Origin of the sequence: Bradyrhizobium sp. 154 (genome assembly GCF_023073875.1) — a bacterium.
GTDB lineage: Bacteria > Pseudomonadota > Alphaproteobacteria > Rhizobiales > Xanthobacteraceae > Bradyrhizobium.
Genome location: NZ_JADPKG010000117.1, coordinates 177,446 through 199,008 on the forward strand (window position 1 = coordinate 177,446; position 21,563 = coordinate 199,008).

The window sequence follows — 21,563 nt, forward strand, 5'->3', positions numbered from 1 at the left end:
CAGGGGTTCACGGCTTCCGCCCTGGCGCACCCGGCAAACCGCGGCGGCTCGATCCGCTATTCCATGAGTGGGCAGAATTTGCTAGGACGTGTGACCCATCCCGTCTGCCCAACGCTTTCCCACTGATGAAAAACGACGAAATCTTGAGCCAAATCACCGAGTTCTGCCGCAAGGCGGATATGGCGGAATCGACCTTCGGCCGCCGCGCGGTGAACGATGGGAAGCTGGTGCACCGCCTGCGCGAGGGCAAGCGCATCACCATCGACACGCTGGAGCGGATCCAGGCCTATATGGCCGCATCGATGGCCGGCGGCGTGCCGCCGCCGCGGGGACTTCAGGTGCCGCCGGAAAAACGCGACCCGCGCGGCAATTTCCGTTTCTTCGAGAATCGCCAGAAATACCTGCTGTTCGTCCACACCTGCAGCGAGAAGCGGGTGATCGCAGACAGGGTTGCCCTGGAGCTAAGCTCCATCCACCCGCGCCCGCCGGCGCTGCGCCTGTTCGACGCCGGCGTCGGCGACGGCACGGTGCTGGCGCGGGTGCTGCGCGCAACGCACCAGCGCTTTCCGCACATGCCGTTCTATGTCGCGGGCAAGGAGCTCAGCCTCGAGGACCTGCGCCTGACGCTGGAGAAGGTGCCGGACCGCATTTTCGAGCATCCGGCGTCGGTGTTCGTCTTCACCAACATGTTCTACGCCGAGGCGCCCTGGCTCACGCCGGCATCGCCTGCGGCGGCGGCGGCCACCGTCTGGCACGAAGTGCCGCTCCGCGGCGCTTCATCGGGCGAGTTCGAGCAGCAGATCGCGGAGCTGAGGCCGTTTTTGGAGCAGAATTGGCGCGCTGCGATTAGCCCGCGCACGGCTATGCCGCTCTATGAGCGACCCGTCGTCCTCGTGCTCTATCGCGAGGACCATAGGTTCCTGTTGGATTCGACCATTCCGCGGCCGGGACAGGCCGAGGCCAATTTCGACCTCGTCATCGCATCTCAGCCCTACCGGGCCCTGTCCTCGGTCAATTTCAGGGCCAAGCGGATCATTGCACCGCTGGCGCGGGCGCTCCGGCCTGGCGGCCGGCTGATCGGAATTCACTCCCACGGCCAGGATCCGGGCATGGAAATGATCCAGGCGATCTGGCCTGGAGAAAATCCTTTCTCAGTCAGCCGTCATGAGCTACTGCGTGCAGTTAAGTATGAACTTGGATCGGTGGGCCGCGACTTAAATTTTAATGCCTATGCGGATAACCGTTCGATCTTCAGGTATGATATGGAAGCGCTGCCCAACGAGGTCACCGGCACCATCGGCACCTCGACGGCCTTTGCAGCGTGGAATGCGGCGGTGTATGTCGCTCAGATTGAGGACGACCGGTTGACTGAAATGACTCAAAACGGCCGCACTCTGGATGCCGCCAGGGACGTGCTGCGAAAGTACAATGGGCTCTGGTTTCTCGACGAATCCTACGTCATCTCGCGTCGGCGTGATTGACATCATCAAAAGTAAACATCGCAAACGCCCGCCGGCTAATGGCGGAACAAGGGGTTACTGATGCGCGCGTCCTATCTCTTCACCAGTGAGTCCGTGTCCGAGGGTCATCCGGACAAGGTCTGCGACCGGATCTCCGATGAGATTGTCGACCTGTTCTATCGTGAAGGGCCGAAGGCGGGCATCGACCCCTGGCAGATTCGCGCCGCCTGCGAGACGCTAGCCACCACCAACAAGGTGGTGATCGCCGGCGAGACCCGCGGTCCGAAGTCGGTGACAAACGAGCAGATCGAGAGCGTCGTCCGCGGCGCGATCAAGGACATCGGCTACGAGCAGGACGGCTTCCACTGGAAGACCTGCGACATCGAGATCCTCTTGCATCCGCAATCGGCCGACATCGCGCAGGGCGTCGACGCGCTGCAGCCGGGCGAGGTCAAGGAAGAAGGCGCGGGCGACCAGGGCATCATGTTCGGCTACGCCACCAACGAGACGCCCGACCTGATGCCGGCGCCGATCTTCTACGCCCACAAGATCCTCCGCCTCATCTCCGAAGCGCGCCACTCCGGCCGCGAGAAGGTGCTGGGCCCGGATTCCAAGAGCCAGGTCACCGTGCAATACGAGAACGGCAAGCCGGTCGGCGTGCGCGAGATCGTGGTGTCGCACCAGCATCTGGTCGAGGATCTCACCTCCAAGCAGGTGCGCGACATCGTCGAGCCCTATGTGCGCGAGGCGCTGCCGAAGGACTGGATCACGCCGAAGACGATCTGGCACATCAACCCGACCGGCAAGTTCTACATCGGCGGCCCCGACGGCGACTCCGGCCTGACCGGCCGCAAGATCATCGTCGACACCTATGGCGGCGCGGCCCCGCATGGCGGCGGCGCGTTCTCCGGCAAGGATCCGACCAAGGTCGACCGCTCCGCGGCCTATGCCGCGCGCTATGTCGCCAAGAACGTCGTTGCCGCCGGTCTTGCCGACCGCTGCACGCTCCAGCTCGCCTATGCCATCGGCGTGGCACGTCCGCTGTCGATCTACATCGACACCCACGGCACCGGTAAGGTGTCGGAGGACCAGCTCGAGAAGGCCGTCGCTAAAGCGATGGATCTCACGCCGCGCGGCATCCGCAGCCATCTCGACCTCAACCGCCCGATCTACGCGCGCACCTCGGCCTACGGCCATTTCGGCCGCACGCCCGACAATGAGGGCGGCTTCTCCTGGGAGAAGACCGACCTCGTCGAGCCGCTCAAGCGCGCGCTCTAGTTTTACGCCTCATCCTGGGCGCGCCCGCAACGCGAGCGAAGCCGGGAACCTTATCCATCACATCGAGATGCCGGGTCCGCCTCTTTGGGCGACCCGGAATGACGAGTTCAACAAACAGGACACTCGCAATGAACGCGAAGCCCGGCTTCACCGATTACATCGTCAAGGACATTTCGCTGGCCGATTTCGGCCGCAAGGAAATCTCGCTCGCCGAGACCGAGATGCCCGGCCTGATGGCCACCCGCGAGGAGTACGGCCCGAAGCAGCCGCTCAAGGGCGCGCGCATCGCAGGCTCCTTGCACATGACGATCCAGACCGCGGTGCTGATCGAGACGCTGGCCGCGCTCGGCGCCGACATCCGCTGGGTCTCCTGCAACATCTATTCGACCCAGGACCACGCCGCCGCCGCGATCGCGGCCGCCGGCATTCCCGTCTTCGCCGTCAAGGGCGAGACGCTGACCGAGTACTGGGACTACACCGCAAAATTGTTCGACTGGCATGGCGGCGGCACGCCCAACATGATCCTCGATGACGGCGGCGACGCCACCATGCTGGTGCATGCCGGCGTCCGCGCTGAGAACGGCGACACCGCCTTCCTCGACAAGCCTGCTTCCGAGGAAGAGGAGATCTTCTATGCGCTGGTCAAGCGCCTGCTGAAGGAAAAGCCCAAGGGCTACTTCGGCGAGATCGCCAAGAACATCAAGGGCGTTTCGGAAGAGACGACGACGGGCGTGCATCGCCTCTACGAGATGGCCAACAAGGGCACGCTGCTGTTCCCGGCGATCAACGTCAACGACAGCGTCACCAAGTCGAAGTTCGACAACCTCTATGGCTGCCGTGAATCGCTGGTCGACGGCATCCGCCGCGGCACCGACGTGATGCTGTCGGGCAAGGTCGCCATGGTTGCGGGCTTCGGCGACGTCGGCAAGGGCTCGGCCGCTTCGCTCCGCCAGGCCGGCTGCCGCGTGATGGTTTCCGAAGTCGATCCGATCTGCGCGCTGCAGGCCGCGATGGAAGGCTACGAGGTCGTGACCATGGAAGACGCCGCACCCCGCGCCGACATCTTCGTCACCGCCACCGGCAACAAGGACATCATCACGATCGAGCATATGCGCGCGATGAAGGATCGCGCCATCGTCTGCAACATCGGCCACTTCGACAACGAGATCCAGATCGCGTCGCTGCGTAACCTGAAATGGACCAACATCAAGCCGCAGGTCGACGAGATCGAATTCCCCGACAAGCACCGCATCATCCTGCTGTCGGAGGGCCGCCTCGTGAACCTCGGCAATGCGATGGGCCATCCGTCCTTCGTGATGTCGGCGTCGTTCACCAACCAGACGCTGGCGCAGATCGAGCTGTTCGCCAATAACAAGGACGGCAAGTACGAGAAGAAGGTCTACGTGCTGCCCAAGACGCTCGACGAGAAGGTCGCGCGCCTGCACCTCGCCAAGATCGGCGTCAAGCTCACCGAGCTGCGCAAGGACCAGGCCGACTACATCGGCGTGAAGCCGGAAGGCCCGTACAAGTCGGACCACTACCGGTACTGATCCGATGGCGATTGCGACACCAGGGCCCCGGAGCGATCCGGGGCCTATTTTTTGTTGACCGCCTCTGTGATACGCTCGCAGGTAGAGCCACAACAAGCCCGCCACTTTTTGCAGCGGGCGGGCCTTTTTCCGATGTTCATTGTCAAAATGCATATGGAGGGAATGCGATGTCAAGCGAAGCCAACGTTCAGCTGTTGAAGGAAGCCTATCGCCAGTGGAACGACAGCAAGGGCCAAAGCGTCGACTATTGGTTCGACAACGTCATCGGCCCGCAGATCAAGTTCGATTCGATTCCGCGGGGAGCCGAGCCGATACCTTTCGCCAGGCGTTATGACGACCGGACCGAGCTGCGAAGCTATTTCGACGGCCTGCTTGCTGACTGGAGCATGGAGTACTACACGATGAACGAATACGTTGCGCAGGGCGATGCCGTCGTTGCGCGCGGCGAATGCGCATGGACGAACAAGAAGACCGGAAAGGTCGCGCAGACGCCCAAGGTCGATTTCTGGCGCTTCAAGGACGGCAAGGCGGTCGAGTACCACGAGTTCTTCGATACCGCCTGCGTGGCCGCTGCTGCGACCTGACGGTTGCAATTTGCCGTGGCGCTGCCATCCTCTGAGCGGGGAGAACCGCCGTGGCCGAAGCCAAAGAACATTTCGACATGCTGATCGTCGGTGCCGGCCTGTCCGGCATTGGCGCGGGCTATCATTTGCAGACCAAGTGCCCGACCAAGAGCTACGTCATCCTGGAGGGACGCGACTGCATCGGCGGCACCTGGGACCTGTTTCGCTATCCCGGCATCCGATCCGACAGCGACATGTTCACGCTGGGCTATTCCTTCAAGCCGTGGACCGATCCCAAGGCGATCGCTGACGGGCCGCAGATCCTGAACTATGTGCGCGAGACCGCCGCCGGGAACGGCATCGAGAAGCACATCCGCTTCCGTCATCGCGTCAAGCGCGCATCGTGGTCGACGCCGGAGGCGCGCTGGACCATCGAGGCCGAGCGCACAACAGGCGAGGGCGCAACCGAGCTCGTGCGCTTCACCTGCAATTTCCTGTTCATGTGCTCAGGCTATTACAAATACGAGGCGGGCTACACCCCGGAGTTCAATGGCACGGCGGATTTCCAGGGCCGCATCGTGCATCCGCAGAAATGGACTGAGGACATCGACTATTCGGGCAAACGCGTCGTCGTGATAGGCTCGGGCGCGACGGCGGTGACGCTGGTGCCGGAGCTCGCCAAGAGAGCGGCGCAGGTCACCATGCTGCAGCGCTCGCCGACCTATGTGGTGTCGCGTCCCGCGCACGATCGCTTCGCCAACAAGCTGCGTCGCAATTTGCCGGCGCGGCTCGCTTATCACCTGATCCGCTGGCGCAATGTGATGTGGGGGATGTTCTTCTTCCAGCTCAGCCGGCGCCGGCCCGCGAAAGTGAAGGACCTCATCCTCAAGGGCGTCAGAAATGCGCTCGGGCCCGACTACGATGTCGCGACCCATTTCACGCCGCGCTACAATCCCTGGGACCAGCGGCTGTGTCTCGTGCCGGACGGCGACTTGTTCAAGGCGATCCGCGAGCAGCGCGCCTCCGTCGTCACCAATGAGATCGATACCTTCACGCGCGAGGGCATCCGCCTGAAGGACGGCCGCGAACTTGCTGCCGACATCATCGTGACGGCGACTGGCTTGGTGCTCCAGGTCGTCGGCGGGCTCGAGATCAGCGTCGACGGCCACGCCGTCGATTTCGCCAACACGCTGACTTACAAGGGCATGATGTATGCCGACGTGCCGAACATGGCCTCGGCGTTCGGTTACACCAACGCGTCGTGGACGCTGAAATGCGATCTCACCTGCGAATATGTCTGCCGGCTGATCAACTACATGGACCGGCACAATTTCCGTCAGTGCATGCCGCACAATGACGATGCCACGATCAGCGCCCAGCTGTCACTCGATTTCAGCTCGGGTTATGTGCAGCGCTCGGTCGCCAGGATGCCGAAGCAAGGCTCGAAGCGGCCGTGGCGGCTGTATCAGAACTACGCACTCGACATCGTCTCGCTGCGCTTCGGGCGGATCGACGACGGCGTGATGCGATATTCCTGACCCTGCCGCTGCTGCGGCGGGTGTCCCTTTCGAGGTGAGCGCGGTGGCGCGATCGCCGCCGGGTTGAGCCTGGCGCAGACCGCACGGTTAACGCCGGCTTAACCGATTGAGTCCTAGCCTGTCTCGGCCGGGGTTACTCGCAAGGCCGAGGTGAGCCCAATGGAAGCCCAGAGAATTGCGGTCGACGCCGTCGTCGCGCTGACCGATTGCGACCGCGATGCCGTCATCGCCTTCATCCGCCGTCTCTATCTCGCCGGCGTCACCGATCCCAAACGCCTGACCTTCAAAGGGCTCCAGGCGCTATCGCGGGCGTGACCGCTCTCCGTCAGGTTCCATGCTCCCGCTCGCGCCAGTGTGAGTGCAACCCAGCGGTGAATATCTTGCCGCCCCGGTCGGGTCGGGATAGATGACGTCCCCGGCTGGGTCACTGGGGAACGGGGATATGCTGAAACAGCTTTTTGCGCCGCAACTTGTTATCCTTTATGTGCTGGTCGTCTCGACGATTTACGTCCACTTCCGCGGCAAGCAGCGGCTGCGCTTCGCGCGCCAGCTCGGCGACCACTCGACCTATCTCGCGCCCTACAATGTGTTGATGTATGTCGGCTCGGCCGTACCCAACAAGCCGGTGATCTCGGTCGATCAGTTTCCCGAGCTGAAGCTGCTGAGCGAGAACTGGGAGATCATCCGCGACGAGGCGGTGCGCCTGTTCGACGAAGGTTTTATTCGCGCGGCCGCCAACAACAACGACTGGGGCTTCTACTCTTTCTTCAAGAGCGGCTGGAAGCGGTTCTACCTGAAATGGTACGACGATTTCCTGCCGTCGGCGCGCACGCTCTGCCCGAAGACGGTGGAGCTGCTCAACGCGATCCCGAGCGTGCACGGCGCGATGTTCGCGATGCTGCCGCCGGGCGGCAAGCTCGGCGCCCATCGCGATCCGTTCGCGGGCTCGCTGCGCTATCACCTCGGCCTCGTCACGCCGAACTCGAACAAGTGCCGCATCCTGGTCGACGGTGTCGAATGCGTCTGGCGCGACGGGGAAGCCTTTATGTTCGACGAGACCTTCATCCACAGCGCCGAGAATGCGACCGACGTCAACCGCATCATCCTGTTCTGCGATGTCGAGCGGCCGATGAAGTTCGGCTTCATGACCGCCATCAACCGCTGGGTCAGCCACCACATCGTCAAGGCGTCGGCGACCCAGAACGTCGACGGCGAGAATGTCGGCGTGCTCAACAAGTTGTTCGGCAAGCTCTACGAGATCCACCTCGCCAGCCGCAAGGTCAAGGAATGGAACCGCAACGTCTACTACACGCTGAAATATTCGCTGACGGCGCTGATCCTCGGCCTCATCGTGCTGTCGGCTCTGCGGTGATCAGGGCGTCGCGATGAGCCCCTTGCCGGTCGCGAATACGGAGATCGTGCAGTTCTTCCGCCACTGGCTGGAAAGTTTTGCCGGCTATGTCCGGGAGGTTGATTACGCTTCGGCGCGGCCGCTCTTCCATCCGGACGTGCTTGCCTTCGGCACGCATAACGACGTCATCCCTGGTCTTGATCAGTGGGTCTCGACGCAGTGGAATAACGTCTGGCCCAAGACGACCGATTTCCGTTTCGTCCTCGAGCAGATCTCCGTTCTGGCATCAGCCGATGGCACGATGGCGACTGTGATCGCGCCATGGGCGAGCACGGGTTATCATCCCGATGGCAGCCCCTTCCCACGCCCCGGCCGGGCGACGATGGTGTTTGCCAGGAATGGCGAAACGTGGCTGTGCGTGCATTCCCACATGTCGCTCAATCGCGGTGTGCCGCAGGCAAGCCACGCCAATCGGCCTGTGAAGGCTTGGTAGCGCCAAGCCATCCGGCAGCGTGCGCCGCGGCTTTATTGGCCGACTAAAGTTTTACACTCTCGTTCCACCTCGGCCGGAACCCTTGGAACCTGATCTCGTTTGTTCCTCAAGGAACAACCGGTGAAAAATACGCAACCGGGGGCTGTCCGAGGGAAACGCTCCCATGGCAACACTCGGCCTTGACGCCACCCGACTTACTCCATCCGAGCATCAGCGCCAGCTTCGTCGCGCGGTGATCGCGTCCACGGTAGGGACCGCGATCGAATGGTATGATTTCTTTCTCTACAGCACCGTCACCGGTCTGGTTTTCGCAAAGCTGTTCTTTCCGCAGTCCGACCCCTGGGTTGGCACGCTGGAGGCGTTTGCGATCTACGCAGTCGGCTTCATCGCGCGCCCGATCGGCGCGGCAATCTTTGGTCACTATGGCGACCGCATCGGCCGCAAGTCGACGCTGATCGCGACGCTGCTCTTGATGGGACTGGCGACCGCCGCGGTGGCCGTGGTGCCGACCTATGCGAGCATCGGCATCTGGGGCGCCGTGATCCTGACCGTGCTGCGATTCATTCAGGGCGTCGGCGTTGGCGGCGAGTGGGGCGGCTCGGTGCTGATGTCGATGGAATGGGCCCGCAGCGACCGATCCCGAGGATTGATCGCGTCATGGCCGCAATTCGGCGTGCCCTGCGGTCTGTTCCTCGCTAATCTCGCCGTGCTGGCGTTCAGCCAGATGGCGGGCGATCAGTTCCTGGCGTGGGGCTGGCGCATTCCGTTCGCGCTCAGCATCATCCTGGTCGGCGTCGGCCTTTATATCCGGCTCGGCATCCTCGAAACGCCGGTGTTCTCAAAGCTCGTGGCCGAACGTCAGGTGGACCGCACGCCGATGCTGACCGTGATCCGGGAGTATCCGAAGGAGATTCTGCTGTCCGCCTTTGCGCGCATGTCGGAGCAGGCGCCGTTCTACATCTTCACAGCCTTCGTCTTTTCCTATGGCATCGGCACCTTGCATGTCTCGCGCGACTTCCTGCTGACCGCGGTGCTCTCGGCCTCGGTGCTGTCGTTCGTCTCGATCCCGCTGTGCGGACATATCTCCGATCAGATCGGCCGCAAGAACATGTACATGATCGGCGCTGCCGTGACGGGCATATTCGGCTTCGTCTATTTCGCGATGCTCGACACCGGATCGCCAACCATCATCTTCGTCGCGATCATCCTGTCGCTGATTCCGCATGACATGCAGTACGGCCCGCAAGCCGCCTTGATCGCCGAGAGCTTTACCGGACGCCTGCGCTACAGCGGCTCCTCGCTCGGCTATCAACTCGCTTCCGTGATCGCCGGCGGTCCGGCGCCGCTGATCGCAACCTGGCTGTTCGGCACGTTCCACTCGGCGACCGCGATCGCAATCTACATCGCGATTTGCGCTGTCGTGACGCTGGCCGCGACCGCGATGATGACCGATTACACCGGGAAGGATATCAACGTGGCCGGCGCGCATGAGCGGCGAACTTGAGCGCGTAAAAGCCCCGGACGCGACGTCCGGGGCTTTGCGTTTTCCTTGATTTGAGCTCAGCCTATTCTGGCTGGCCGATCGCGACCTTCAACGTGCCGATGCCGTCGACGCCGCATTCGAGCTTGTCGCCTACCTGGAGCTGCGACACGCCGGCCGGCGTGCCCGTCATGATGATGTCGCCGGCGGCGAGCTTCACCTGCTGCGAGAGCTGCCAGATGATTTCGGGCACGTTCCAGATCAGCTCGGTGAGATCGCCCTTCTGCGCTTCCTTGCCGTTGACCGTGAGCCAGATCTTGCCCTTGGCGGGATGGCCGATCTTCGATGCCGGTTGAATCGCGGAGCACGGGGCGGAGCCGTCGAACGACTTGCCGATCTCCCACGGCCGCTCCTTCTTGCGCGAGGCGATCTGGAGGTCGCGGCGGGTGAGGTCGATGCCGACTGCGTAGCCGTAGACGTGGTCGAGCGCCTTGTCGGCGGGGATGTTCAGCCCGCCGCTCTTCATCGCGACGACCAGCTCGACCTCGTGATGCAGATCCTTGGTCAGCGGCGGAAAGGGAATGGTGGCGCCATCAGGCACCAGCATGTCGGCGTGCTTGGCGAAGAAGAACGGCGGGGCGCGCTCGTCATTGCCCATCTCGCGGATGTGCTCGAGATAATTGCGACCGACGCACCAGATGCGGCGCACCGGATACCGGCCGCTCTCGCCGACGACGGGAAGCGAAGCCTGGGGCGGAAGCGGAATGACGTAGGAGGCGGCGTTCATGGAGCGGATCTCGCGGCTCTTGAGGTTGATAAGGAACTCTATGCGGTTGCGCTGATCGGCGCCAGAGCGCCGGAATGGTGATGCTGCAGGCGGAAGAACGACGCATAGCGCCCGCCGCGGCGCAGCAGATCGTCGTGCCGGCCGTGCTCGACGATTTCGCCGCCCTCGACCACCAGGATGCGGTCTGCGTGCATGATGGTGTGCAGGCGGTGCGCGATCACGATGGTGGTGCGGTTCTGGCAGAGATGCTCGATCGCCTCCTGCACCTGCCGCTCGGACTCGGAATCGAGCGCGGCGGTGGCTTCGTCCAAGAGGATGATCGGCGCGTTCTTGATCAACGCGCGCGCCACCGCGATGCGCTGGCGCTGGCCGCCCGACAGCTGCGTGCCGTGCTCGCCGACGGGCGTGTCATAGCCGAGCGGGAAACCCATGATGAAATCATGTGCGCAGGCCGCCTTCGCGGCCTCGACGATTTCCTGTTCGCTCGCGCCCGGCCTTCCGAAGGCGATGTTGCTGCGGATGGTGTCGCGGAACAGATAGACGTCCTGGCCGACATAGGCGGTCTGCGCTCGAAGCGATTTTCGCGAGACCGACGAGATCGACTGCCCGTCGATCACGATCTCGCCTTGTGTCACCTCGTGGAAGCGCAAGAGCAGCGCCAGCACGGTCGACTTGCCGCCGCCGGACGGGCCGACCAGCGCGGTAACCTTGCCCGGCTCGGCGACGAAGCTCATGCGGTTGAGCACGGTCTCGCCTGAGCGATAGGAGAAGCTGACGTCGCGCAGCTCGATGCGGGCATCTGACAGCTTCAGCGCCGGCTTGTCGTCGTCGGACTGCTCGCTCGCCGGACTGTCGACGACCTCGAGCAGCATGCGCGCGCCGACCAGCTGGCTGTTGAGGTCGATGTTGAGCCGCGCCAGCCGCTTGGCCGGCTCGGTCGCCATCAGGAATGCCGTCATGAAAGAGAAGAACGCGCCGGGCGTCGCATTGAGCGCGACCACGCTGTAGCCGCCATAGAGCAGGCAGCCGGCAACGGCGAATCCGCCCAGCATCTCCATCAGCGGATTGGAGCGGTTGGCGACGCGGGCCATCTTGTTGGCATTGCGCTCGACGATCGCGATGTTCTCGTCGATGCGCTTCTGCATGGTATCTTCGAGCGTGAACGCCTTCACGGTGCGGATGCCCTGCAGCGATTCCTGCATGGTTTCCATGATGTCGGCGGTGCCGGTGAACTGGTTGTAGGCGAGGCCCTTGATGCGCTTGACCAGCTTGCGCAGCACCAGCATCGCAGGCGGTACCGCGACGAGGCCGATGAACGACATCATCGGGTCCTGCCATACCATCACGCCGATCATAGCAAGCAGCATCAACAGGTCACGCCCGACGGCGTTGACCAGCATGTTGAGCACGTCGGTGATGGACTTGGCGCCGGCGGTCAGCCGCGCCAGAAATTCGGACGAATGCCGCTCGGAGAAGAAGCCGACGCTTTCGCGCATCAGCTTGGCGAAGAGCTGACGCTGATTGGTGGCAAGGATGGCGTTGGAGATCTTGGTCAGGATCACCATGTGGCCGTAGGTCGCGACGCCCTTGATGAACAGCAGCGCCACCGTGATGCCCGAAAACATCGCGATGCCTGGAATGTTCTTGTCGACATAGGCTTGGTTGATGACCTGGCCGAGCACGTAGGTCGCGCCTGCGGTCGCGCCGGCGGCGAGCGCCATCAGCGCGAAGGCGACGAGGTAGCGCCTCCAGTAAACGACCCCTTGTTCCAAGACCAGGCGGCGAATCAACACCGCTGCTGCATAGGGGTCGTCAGTGATTTTCTTTGGGAACTGGGCCATCCGGTGTCCATTGACGGCGCGGGACAAAGCCTGCCCGTGCGTCAGGGATCGATGGGCCTCTGTGCCCGCTCGGCTACAGTTTTTCAAGCCCAATTAAGGGCTTGCGCTCGGGTTGATTCTAGGCCGAGACGGCGTGGCGGAGCTCGCCATGGCGCTCGCGGAACAGCTTGTCCTCCCAGGCCAGGGCGTGCGCGGCGATGGTCTCGAGGTCATCATACTGTGGGTGCCAGTCGAGCAGGCCGCGGATGCGGCTGGTGTCGGCGACCATGGTCATGATGTCGCCAGGCCGGCGCGCAGCGTATTGCACGGCGAAGCTGCGGCCCGAAACCCGCCGCACCGCGTCGATGGTCTCCAGCACCGAATAGCCACGGCCATAGCCGCAATTGAGCGTCGTCGAGGCGCCGCCATTGCGCAAATAGGCCAGCGCCGAGCGATGCGCCTGCGAGAGGTCGGTGACGTGGATGAAATCGCGGATGCAGCTGCCGTCCGGGGTTGGATAGTCCGTGCCGAACACGTCGATCTTGGCGCGCTGGCCGGTGGCGGCTTCAACTGCGATCTTGAGCAGATGCGTGGCGCCGGCGGTGGCAAGGCCGATGCGCGCCTGCGGATCGGCGCCGGCGACGTTGAAGTAGCGCAAGGTCACATATTGCATGCCGTAGGCGGCGGCGACGTCATGCAGCATGATTTCGGTCATCAGCTTCGACGAGCCGTAAGGCGACAGCGGTCGCGTCGGCGCATGCTCGGGCACCGGCACCTGGTCAGGATCGCCGTAGACGGCGGCGGTCGAGGAGAAGATGAAGCGGCTGATGCCGCGCTTGACCGCGACGTTGAGCAGATTGCGCGCGGTCATGAAGTTGTTGCGATAATAGCCGAGCGGATCTCGCATCGAATCCGGCACGACGACCGAGCCCGCGAAATGGATGATGCTCTCGATGTCGTGCTGCGCGATCACGCCTTCGAGCAGGTTCTCGTCGCCGGCATCGCCGATGAACAGCGGCACGCCTTCCGGCAGATTGGTGGAGAAACCCGTGGAGAGATCGTCGATCACGACGACGTCCTCGCCGGCTTCCGCCAGCGCCAGGACCGTGTGACTTCCGATATAGCCGGCGCCGCCGGTGACTAGCACAGTCATGATCTCACCCGTCTTCGATCAACGCGCAAAACTACCGCCCGCGTGGTGAAGAGGGGGTATCGGCGCGGCTGAACTGGTCACTATGCTTAATGTTGCGTATAGGGATCTTTCGAAACGGAGCATGACGTGGCGAATTTCCCCGGCGATCTCGAAGTGATCGTGCCAAATCTGCACAGGCGCTATTCCGGGGTCACCGCGACCAATCGGATGGTGGCGCCGCGACTGGCAAGACTGTTTCGCGCGGCCTGGTTCGGCTCCGATGCGCCGGCGGGGATCGGCCGCCTGAGCGCTGCGGATTTTCCGAAGCTATGGCGGCGCAAGGCGCCGCTGATCTGGCATGCGCGGCGCAACAACGAGATGATCGCCGGCGTCGCGTTGCGAGCGCTCGGCTGGCCCCTGAAGCTCGTGTTCACTTCGGCGGCGCAGCGGCATCACAGCTGGATCACGCGCTGGCTGATCCGGCGCATGGATGCGATCATCGCAACGAGCGACATCTCGGCATCCTTCCTGAAAGTGAAGGCAACCGTGATCCCGCATGGTGTCGACACCGACGTCTACGCACCGCCGACAGATCGCGCCGCGGCCTTCGCCGAAGCCGCGCTGCCCGGCCGCTACGCAATCGGCTGCTTCGGCCGCGTGCGCGCCCAGAAGGGCACCGACGTATTCGTCGATGCGATGTGCCGGCTGCTGCCGCGACATCCGGATTTCACTGCTGTGATCGTCGGCCAGGTCACGCCCGAGCAGACGCCCTTTGCCAACGACCTCAAGCAGCGCATCGAGACAGCCGGCCTGCAATCGCGCATCGTCATCACAGGCGAATTGCCGATCGAAGCGGTGCAGCGCTGGTATCAACGCTTGACGATCTACGCCTTCACCTCACGCAACGAAGGTTTTGGCCTGACGCTGATCGAAGCGATGGCAGCCGGCAGCGCCCTCGTCGCCGCACGCGCCGGTGCCGCCGAACTCGCGGTCGAGGATGGCGTGAGCGGCGTGCTGGTACCGCCGGGCGATGTCGATGCGCTGGTCGCCGCGCTGGAGCCGCTGATGCGAGATGTGGACGCCGCGACCGCGATGGGCGCGCGCGGGCGGGCGCGGGTGCTCGCAACGTTCAGCCTGGATGCGGAGGCGGCGCGGATCGGCGAGGTCTATCGGCCGCTGCTCTGAAGCGGTTTTTTCATGACGCCAAACAAAAGTGCGAAAACAACCCCATGCACCGTGGCCGGGAGCAGCAAAATCAATGGGTTGGCCGCTGGCACGATCTTGTGCGGATTTTTCGAATCGCGTTTGACTCGTCGAGGCTGGGCAAGAAACTCGGGCATTTTCGTTGGTCGGTGTACGCTTTTGTTCATGACGAATCGCACATTCAAGACCGGCGAGAGCCGCGACCAGGCCAGCCTGCTTCCTGCTCGGATTGAGGACTATGTCGGTCCGGGTAACGCAGTCCGGGCGATCGAGAGCTTCGTTCGTGTCCTCGACCTTGCCAAATTCGGCTTTCGCCATGCGGGTCGCAAGGCTGAGGAGGTCGGCCAGCCGCCGTACGATCCGGCCGATCTGCTGAAGCTCTACCTTTACGGCTACATCAACCAAATCAGGTCGTCGCGTCGGTTGGAGCGGGAGGCCTGCCGTAATCTGGAACTGATCTGGCTGCTGAGGAATCTGAAGCCGGGTTATCGCACGATCGGCAACTTCCGCAAGGAGAACTGGGCGGCTCTGAAGGCGGCCAACCGCAGCTTCGTGCTGCTGATGCGCGAGCTCGGCCTTGTCGGCGGCAGCGTTGTTGCGATTGATGGCTCGTTCTTCCATGGCGACGCCAGCAAGGCCAGCATCTTTACGCGCAAGAGGCTCGCCGACCAGATCACAAAGCTGGACCAGGAGATCGAGGCTTACGGCAAGTCCCTTGAGGACAATGATGCCGCAGAAGCCAAGAACCGGGGCAAGGATGGGCCCGATGGCGGCGGAGATGGCGGCGACATCGGCGCGAAGGTTGCGGCGCTGATGGCGAAGCGCTCGCGCGCCCAAGCCGATCTTGCTCGGCTGGAAGAGAATGGCGAGACACAGCTGTCCCTGACCGATCCGGATGCCCGGCTTCTGGTCAAGAGCGGCCAGGGGCTCGCAGGCTATAATGTGCAGACCGCCGTCGACGACAAGCACAAGCTCATTGTCGCCAGCGAGGTGGTGAACGACAGCAGCGATGTCGGCCAGCTACATGCGATGGCCATGGCGGCAAAAGAGGCCCTTGAGGTCAAGGCCCTGCAGGCGCTGGCAGATGAGGGTTATTACAGCAGTCACGAACTGAAGGCCTGTGAGGACGATGGCATCACGGCCTATGTGCCGGTGCCGAAGGGCAACGCCCGGCTCGAGAAGCAAGGCCGCTTTGCCCTCAAGGACTTCAACTATGATGGCGCATCCGACACCTACCATTGTCCCGCCGGCCAACTGCTCCATCCGATGAAGAGCAGGCAGAAGAACACCAGTGGCCGCATCGAGATCCGCTACGCGGCGCGCGGAGCGATCTGCAGGACCTGCCCGCTCAAGGTTCGTTGTCTCTCGTCGAACGCCGCCTACCGGACGATCGGGCGCTGGGAGCATGAAGACGTTCTTGAACGTCATCGCGAGCGGATGCAGGGCGCGGGCGAACTGATGCGCCGTCGTTTTGCCATCGTCGAGCATCCGTTTGGCACGCTCAAATGCCGTGCCGGCTATCGTCATTTCCTGGTCCGCGGCTTCGACAAGGTCCGCGGCGAGTGGAGCCTGATGGCGCTCTGCTACAGCTTTACCCGGGTGCTCAACATCCTTGGCTTCGACGCGTTTCTGGCCGCGCTCGCAAAGTCGCTTGCTCCTTGCCGATGCACCCTCGCAGCTCTCCTGCAGGGCATCCACGTTGCCCTAGGGGCCTTCTGGACAAATATACAGCCTCCGCTCGCAATCGGCCGGCACGCACCCGCCTCGCTCCGCTAACGAGTAATTCTTGCCCAGCCTCGTCGGGCAAAACACTGGCAGGATGTCATCGTCGGCAATTACCAGATCGCCTCACGTCGTCGCCCGCGCTTCCGCTTCACTCAACACCCGCTGCGCAATCGCGACCACCTCGCTCGCCGCGATGTCGCGCATGCAGCGGTGATCGTTCATCTTGCAGATCGTGCTCTGGCACGGCTGGCAGGACAGCAAGCTCTTGTTCTGGACCACGGTGGCGGCAAGGCCGTTGAGCGGGGCCCAGAGATAGGGGTCGGTTGGGCCGAAGATGCCCATGGTGGGCGTGCCCAGCGCGGCTGCGATGTGCATCAGGCCGGAATCGTTGGAGATCGCGACGCCGGCCGCGGCCATGGCCAGCACACCGTTGCGCAGATCGTTGCCGGTGAGGTCTCGCACCCCCGCGCCGCCGGCCGCGACGATCTCCTGGGCGAGGCCTTTCTCGGCGGGGCCGCCGACCACCCAGACCTCCAGGCCGCGCCGGACCAGCAACCGGGCGGCCTCGGGATAGTAGGTCCAGCGTTTGGACACCCCGACCGAGCCGGGCGCCAGCGCCACGGCTGCGCCGGCGCTGAGGCCATTGGCCTGCCGCCAGCGGGCGATCTCCTCGGCCGGGACCCGCAATTGCGGCACGGGCCATTCCGCAGGCAGCGGCGCGCCGCCGGGCTGGGCGAGGGCGGCGTTCTTGTCGATGAAGCGCGGCAGCTTCTTCTCGCCCCAGCGCCAGCGGTTGAGCAGGCCGAACCGGAACTCGCCGACGAAGCCGACCCGCTCGGGAATGCCCGCCAGCGCGGGCGCGATGGCCGCCTTCCAGGTCCGGGGCAGCACCAGGGCGGTGCCGTAGTTCCGCTCGCGCAGGCGTTTTGCCAGGCTGAACTGGCGGCCAATTGCGAGCCGGCCGCGCGGCAGGTCCCAAACGACGCCAGCACGCACACCGGGCATGTAATCGAGCAGCGGGGCGCACAGGGAGGTGGTCAGGAGATCGACCGGCCGGTTTGGCCATCGCTGATTTAGGACCCGCACGACGGTGTGATTCCGGACGAAATCGCCGATCCACATGTAGGGAATGATCAGAATCGGGCGCGTGTCGTCCCGGTCTGCATGTTCACCAAGTTGCGAATTTTGATTCATTGTTAATGCGATCGGGCGATCTGATATGGACGCTCGGTTAGCCGCTCCCAGCCAGCAGGTAAAGCCGGCTGAGGAACGATCCCAAAACCGCTTACACTTTGGCAGATCATGCGCTACGGCAGGACCGGGCATTCAGAAAATTGGGCAGGTAGGTGGAATGTTGCTGGTGACCGGCGGGGCCGGTTTTATCGGATCGAACGTCGTCGCCGCGCTGAACCAGGCCGGCCGCAGCGACGTCGTGGTCTGCGATCTCCTCGGCTCTGACGGCAAATGGCGCAACCTCGCCAAGCGGCAGCTTGTGGATATCGTCCGGCCGGCCGAACTGGAGGGCTGGCTGAAGGGCCGCAAGCTCGACGCAATGATCCATCTTGGTGCGATTTCCGAGACCACCGCGACCGACGGCGATCTCGTGATCGAGACCAATTTCCGCCTCTCGATGTGCCTGTTGGACTGGTGCACGGCGAATGCGGTGCCGTTCATCTATGCCTCATCGGCCGCGACCTATGGCGATGGCGCGGATGGCTTTGACGACGATTCCTCGCTGCCGGCGCTGAAAAAGCTGCGGCCGATGAATCTGTACGGCTGGAGCAAGCACCTGTTCGACCTCGCTGTTGCCGAGCGCGTAGCGAGGGGCGACCGGCTCCCGCCGCAATGGGCGGGCCTGAAATTCTTCAACGTGTTCGGCCCCAACGAATACCACAAGGGCTCGATGATGAGCGTGCTGGCGCGCCGCTTCGATGACGTGAAAGCGGGCCGCGTCGTGCAATTGTTCAAGTCGCATCGCGAAGGTATTGCCGACGGCGACCAGCGCCGCGATTTCATCTATGTCGACGACGTCGTGCGTGTCGTCATGTGGCTGCTGGCGACGCCGTCGGTCTCCGGCCTCTTCAACGTCGGGACCGGCAAGGCGCGCAGTTTCAAGGACCTGATGCTGGCAGCCTATGCAGCCCTCGGCAGAAGCCCCAACATCGAATACATCGACATGCCCGAGGCGATCCGGGGCAGCTATCAATACTTCACCCAGAGCAAGGTCGATCGTCTCCACCGCGCCGGCTATAACGGTGGCTTCACGACGCTTGAGGACGCGGTCAAGGCCTATGTCGGGGATTACCTCGACCGGCCCGACCGCTTCCGCTGAGGCCCCAAGGACCTGAGGCCCAAAGATCATGCCGACACCCATCCTCGATTTCGATGCTCTCGCACAAGCCATCAGCGGCCGCACGGTGCTGTGCATCGGCGACATCATGCTGGACGAGTTCGTCTATGGCGAGGTGTCGCGAATCTCGCCGGAAGCGCCCGCGCCGGTGATCTCGGCACAGCGCAGCGAGATCCATATCGGCGGCGCCGGCAACGTCGCGCGCAATGTCGCCTCCCTCGGCGCGCGCTGCATCTTCGTCGGGCTCATCGGCGAGGACGATGCGGGCAGGCGGCTCGCCTCGGCGCTGGCGGAGTACGCCGGCATCGACAGCGTTCTGGTGAGCGACGCCTCGCGCCCGACCACGCGAAAAGTCCGCTTTGTTTCCGAGCATTTTTCCACGCATATGTTGCGTGCGGATTGGGAGCAGGCGGGGCCTGCCTCCGATGCGACCGAGACGAAGCTGATCGAGGCGATCCTGCCGCAAATCGCGCGCGCCGACATCGTGCTGCTGTCCGACTACGCCAAGGGCGTGCTGACCGCACGCGTGATCCGCCACACCATCGACGCCGCGCGAAAGCTCGGCAAGCCTGTCATCGTCGACCCCAAGAGCCTGAACTGGGCGATCTATCGTGGCGCCACGCTGCTCACGCCCAACCGCAAGGAGTTTTCGGAGGCGACGCGGAGCCGCGCCGACACCACGCAGAGCATCGTCGATGCCGGGGAGGACGTGATGCGGCTTGCCGATTGCGAGGCGATCCTGGTCACGCTGGGCGAGCACGGCATGACGCTGGTGCCGCGCAGCGGCGAGGTCGTCCATGTTCCGGCTTTTCCGGTGAAGGTGCGCGACGTCTCCGGCGCCGGCGACACCGTCGCCGCCGCGCTTGCGGTGTCGCTCGCAGCGGGCGCGGACTGGGACACGGCGCTGCGCATGGCCAATGCTGCCGCCGCCGTCGCCGTCGGCAAGCAGGGCACCGCCACCGTGAGCGCGGCCGAGCTGCGGCGAAAGATCCTGCCACATGCCTATCTTGCCGCCGAGGAGAAGATCGTGCTCGAGCCGGGCGCGCTCGACGCGCAACTCGCCGAATGGAAGACACAGGGCCAGCGCGTCGGCTTCACCAATGGCTGTTTCGACATCCTCCATCCCGGCCATGTCAAGGTGCTGACCGCGGCGCGCGCCGCCTGTGACCGCCTGATCGTGGGTCTCAATAGCGACGACTCGGTGCGGCGGCTGAAGGGCGCCGATCGCCCGGTCCAGGACGAGCGCGCGCGCGCGGAGGTGCTGGCTGCGCTGGAGGCCGTCGATCTCGTCGTCATCTTCGAGCAGGACACGCCAATCGACCTGATCACCAAGATCAAGCCCGCCGTGCTGGTCAAGGGCGGCGACTACACCCGCGAGCAGGTCGTGGGCCACGAGGTCGTCGAGGCCGCGGGAGGGATGGTCGTGCTGGTCGATATCCTTCAGGGCTTCAGCACCACCGCGCTGGTGCATCGCGCACGGGGAGGGAGCAAGTGACGGCGCTCGCCCGCGAGACGGCCGGCCAGATGCTCGGGCGGCGCCTGCGCAGCCCGGCGGCCTGGCGCGAGACCGTCGACATTTTCGCGGTGCTGACCGCGGCTTCGCTGCCATGGTCGACGTCGCTTGCGGGCATCTTCAACGCCCTGATGCTGCTCTGCATGGTGCCGTTTCTCGACCTCCGCGCGTTCCTGCAATCGCTGACGCGTCCGATCTGCGCGGCGCCGATCGCGCTGGTCGTTCTCGCGCTACTCGGGACGCTGTGGTCGGATGCGTCCTGGGGCGCGCGCCTGTATGCGGTCAATCCGACCGTCAAGCTGCTCGTGCTGCCCGTCCTGCTCTATCATTTCGAGCGCTCGCAGCGCGGGCATTGGGTGCTCGTCGCCTTCCTGGTGTCCTGTGCGCTGTTGTCGGTGATGTCGTGGCTGGTCGCGTTCTATCCCAACCTCGCGCTCAAGACCGATCCGCCCGAACGCGGCATCTTCGTCAAGAACTACATCGACCAGAGCCAGGAATTCACGCTTTGCGCGGTCGCGCTCGCTTATCCGATCGTGAGGCTGCTGCGTGAGAAGCGTTACTGGCTCGCCGGGCTGCTCACGGCGCTGGCGCTCAGCTTCTTCGTCAACATGGCCTTTGTGGTGGTATCGCGCACGGCGCTCGTTACCATTCCGATCATGTTCGGCGTGTTCGCGCTGCTTCATCTCAAATGGCGCAGCATCGCGATCATCGCCACAGGCTTACTCGGCGCCGGCGCGATTGGCTGGCAGGCCTCGCCGCAATTGCGAAAGACCGCGGACACCTTTGCCAGCGACTATACGCGGTACGTGGAGAAGGGCGAGCCGACCTCACTGGGCCTGCGGCTCGAATTCTGGCGGAAATCCCTCGGCTTCTTCGCGGAGGCGCCGTTCAAGGGCCACGGCACCGGCTCGACGCGCAGATTGTTCGAGCAGGTCGCGACGGGCAGCGGCTACAAGGCCTCGGCCGAGGTGATCGGCAACCCGCATAACCAGACGCTGAATGTCGCTGTGCAATGGGGCCTCATCGGCATCGCCGTCCTCGACGCGATCTGGATCCTGCATCTGCTAGTGTTCCGCGGTGACGGGCTCGCCAACTGGGTCGGGCTCCTGGTCGTGATCCAGAACGTCTTCACCTCGCTGTTTAATTCCCATCTGTTCGACTTCCATGAGGGCTGGATGTACGTCATCGGCGTCGGCGTTGCCGGCGGCATGGTGATCCGGGCACAACAGGCGAAGATGGGGGATGCCGGTTCCTGAACGGCCCGCGCGGCTGGCAACCCCAGCCGAGATGGGCTATCAGCGCGGGCAGTTGCATCTAACT

At 63.7% G+C, this 21,563-nt stretch carries 18 protein-coding genes; 14 read left to right on the forward strand and 4 right to left on the reverse strand.

Annotated features, from left to right (window positions below):
• Positions 1-125 precede the first annotated feature (125 nt).
• The 9 genes from IVA92_RS31800 (at position 126) to IVA92_RS31840 (ending at position 9,737) form a co-directional block, all read left to right on the forward strand.
• Positions 126-1,481: a hypothetical protein gene (locus IVA92_RS31800; protein WP_247278755.1), complete on the forward strand. Its 1,356-nt coding sequence runs from the start codon at positions 126-128 to the stop codon at positions 1,479-1,481.
• Positions 1,482-1,541: 60 nt separating this feature from the next.
• A complete protein-coding gene (gene metK, locus IVA92_RS31805) occupies positions 1,542-2,738 on the forward strand; it encodes a methionine adenosyltransferase (protein WP_247278754.1) in 1,197 nt (398 codons plus the stop codon).
• Positions 2,739-2,866: 128 nt separating this feature from the next.
• Positions 2,867-4,288 carry an adenosylhomocysteinase gene (gene ahcY, locus IVA92_RS31810; RefSeq protein WP_247278753.1) on the forward strand — a complete coding sequence of 474 codons (1,422 nt, stop codon included), beginning with the start codon at positions 2,867-2,869 and terminating at the stop codon, positions 4,286-4,288.
• 167 nt (positions 4,289-4,455) lie between these two features.
• Complete coding sequence (locus IVA92_RS31815) at positions 4,456-4,872, forward strand: nuclear transport factor 2 family protein (protein ID WP_247278752.1); 417 nt, start codon at positions 4,456-4,458, stop codon at positions 4,870-4,872.
• A 77-nt stretch (positions 4,873-4,949) separates the two neighbouring features.
• Positions 4,950-6,389, forward strand: coding sequence for an NAD(P)/FAD-dependent oxidoreductase (locus tag IVA92_RS31820; protein ID WP_247278881.1), 1,440 nt, complete (start codon positions 4,950-4,952; stop codon positions 6,387-6,389).
• A 159-nt stretch (positions 6,390-6,548) separates the two neighbouring features.
• The gene (locus IVA92_RS31825; protein ID WP_007612486.1) at positions 6,549-6,704 is read left to right on the forward strand and encodes a hypothetical protein; all 156 of its coding nucleotides are present in this window, start codon (positions 6,549-6,551) and stop codon (positions 6,702-6,704) included.
• 127 nt (positions 6,705-6,831) lie between these two features.
• Positions 6,832-7,761, forward strand: a complete 930-nt coding sequence (locus IVA92_RS31830; RefSeq protein WP_247278751.1) for an aspartyl/asparaginyl beta-hydroxylase domain-containing protein — start codon at positions 6,832-6,834, stop codon at positions 7,759-7,761.
• A 13-nt stretch (positions 7,762-7,774) separates the two neighbouring features.
• A complete protein-coding gene (locus IVA92_RS31835) occupies positions 7,775-8,233 on the forward strand; it encodes a nuclear transport factor 2 family protein (protein ID WP_247278750.1) in 459 nt (152 codons plus the stop codon).
• Positions 8,234-8,396: 163 nt separating this feature from the next.
• Positions 8,397-9,737: an MFS transporter gene (locus tag IVA92_RS31840; protein ID WP_247278749.1), complete on the forward strand. Its 1,341-nt coding sequence runs from the start codon at positions 8,397-8,399 to the stop codon at positions 9,735-9,737.
• A 61-nt stretch (positions 9,738-9,798) separates the two neighbouring features.
• Here the strand turns inward: IVA92_RS31840 and IVA92_RS31845 are convergent, their stop codons facing one another.
• From IVA92_RS31845 to galE, 3 genes are all read right to left on the reverse strand, one after another.
• Positions 9,799-10,500, reverse strand: a complete 702-nt coding sequence (locus IVA92_RS31845) for a fumarylacetoacetate hydrolase family protein (protein ID WP_247278748.1) — start codon at positions 10,498-10,500, stop codon at positions 9,799-9,801.
• A gap of 38 nt (positions 10,501-10,538) precedes the next feature.
• Positions 10,539-12,341 carry an ABC transporter ATP-binding protein gene (locus IVA92_RS31850; protein ID WP_247278747.1) on the reverse strand — a complete coding sequence of 601 codons (1,803 nt, stop codon included), beginning with the start codon at positions 12,339-12,341 and terminating at the stop codon, positions 10,539-10,541.
• 118 nt (positions 12,342-12,459) lie between these two features.
• Complete coding sequence (gene galE / locus IVA92_RS31855; RefSeq protein ID WP_247278746.1) at positions 12,460-13,473, reverse strand: UDP-glucose 4-epimerase GalE; 1,014 nt, start codon at positions 13,471-13,473, stop codon at positions 12,460-12,462.
• Between the two features lie 126 nt (positions 13,474-13,599).
• On the opposite strand from galE, the gene IVA92_RS31860 reads away from it, so the two are divergent.
• Positions 13,600-14,637 carry a glycosyltransferase family 4 protein gene (locus tag IVA92_RS31860; RefSeq protein ID WP_247278745.1) on the forward strand — a complete coding sequence of 346 codons (1,038 nt, stop codon included), beginning with the start codon at positions 13,600-13,602 and terminating at the stop codon, positions 14,635-14,637.
• Positions 14,638-14,649: 12 nt separating this feature from the next.
• On the forward strand, positions 14,650-16,431 hold the full coding sequence (locus IVA92_RS31865) for an IS1182 family transposase (protein ID WP_247278744.1): 1,782 nt from the start codon (positions 14,650-14,652) through the stop codon (positions 16,429-16,431).
• 72 nt (positions 16,432-16,503) lie between these two features.
• On the opposite strand, the gene waaF is transcribed toward IVA92_RS31865, so the two are convergent.
• Complete coding sequence (waaF, locus tag IVA92_RS31870; protein ID WP_247278743.1) at positions 16,504-17,574, reverse strand: lipopolysaccharide heptosyltransferase II; 1,071 nt, start codon at positions 17,572-17,574, stop codon at positions 16,504-16,506.
• A gap of 157 nt (positions 17,575-17,731) precedes the next feature.
• Between waaF and rfaD the strand changes: the two genes are divergently transcribed.
• The 3 genes from rfaD to IVA92_RS31885 are packed head-to-tail and all read left to right on the forward strand — an operon-like array spanning position 17,732 to position 21,499.
• Positions 17,732-18,712, forward strand: a complete 981-nt coding sequence (gene rfaD / locus IVA92_RS31875) for an ADP-glyceromanno-heptose 6-epimerase (protein WP_247278742.1) — start codon at positions 17,732-17,734, stop codon at positions 18,710-18,712.
• Between the two features lie 28 nt (positions 18,713-18,740).
• The gene (rfaE1, locus tag IVA92_RS31880; RefSeq protein WP_247278741.1) at positions 18,741-20,225 is read left to right on the forward strand and encodes a D-glycero-beta-D-manno-heptose-7-phosphate kinase; all 1,485 of its coding nucleotides are present in this window, start codon (positions 18,741-18,743) and stop codon (positions 20,223-20,225) included.
• Positions 20,222-21,499 carry an O-antigen ligase family protein gene (locus tag IVA92_RS31885; RefSeq protein ID WP_247278740.1) on the forward strand — a complete coding sequence of 426 codons (1,278 nt, stop codon included), beginning with the start codon at positions 20,222-20,224 and terminating at the stop codon, positions 21,497-21,499. The genes rfaE1 and IVA92_RS31885 overlap by 4 nt, the downstream gene beginning before the upstream one ends.
• Positions 21,500-21,563: the final 64 nt, after the last annotated feature.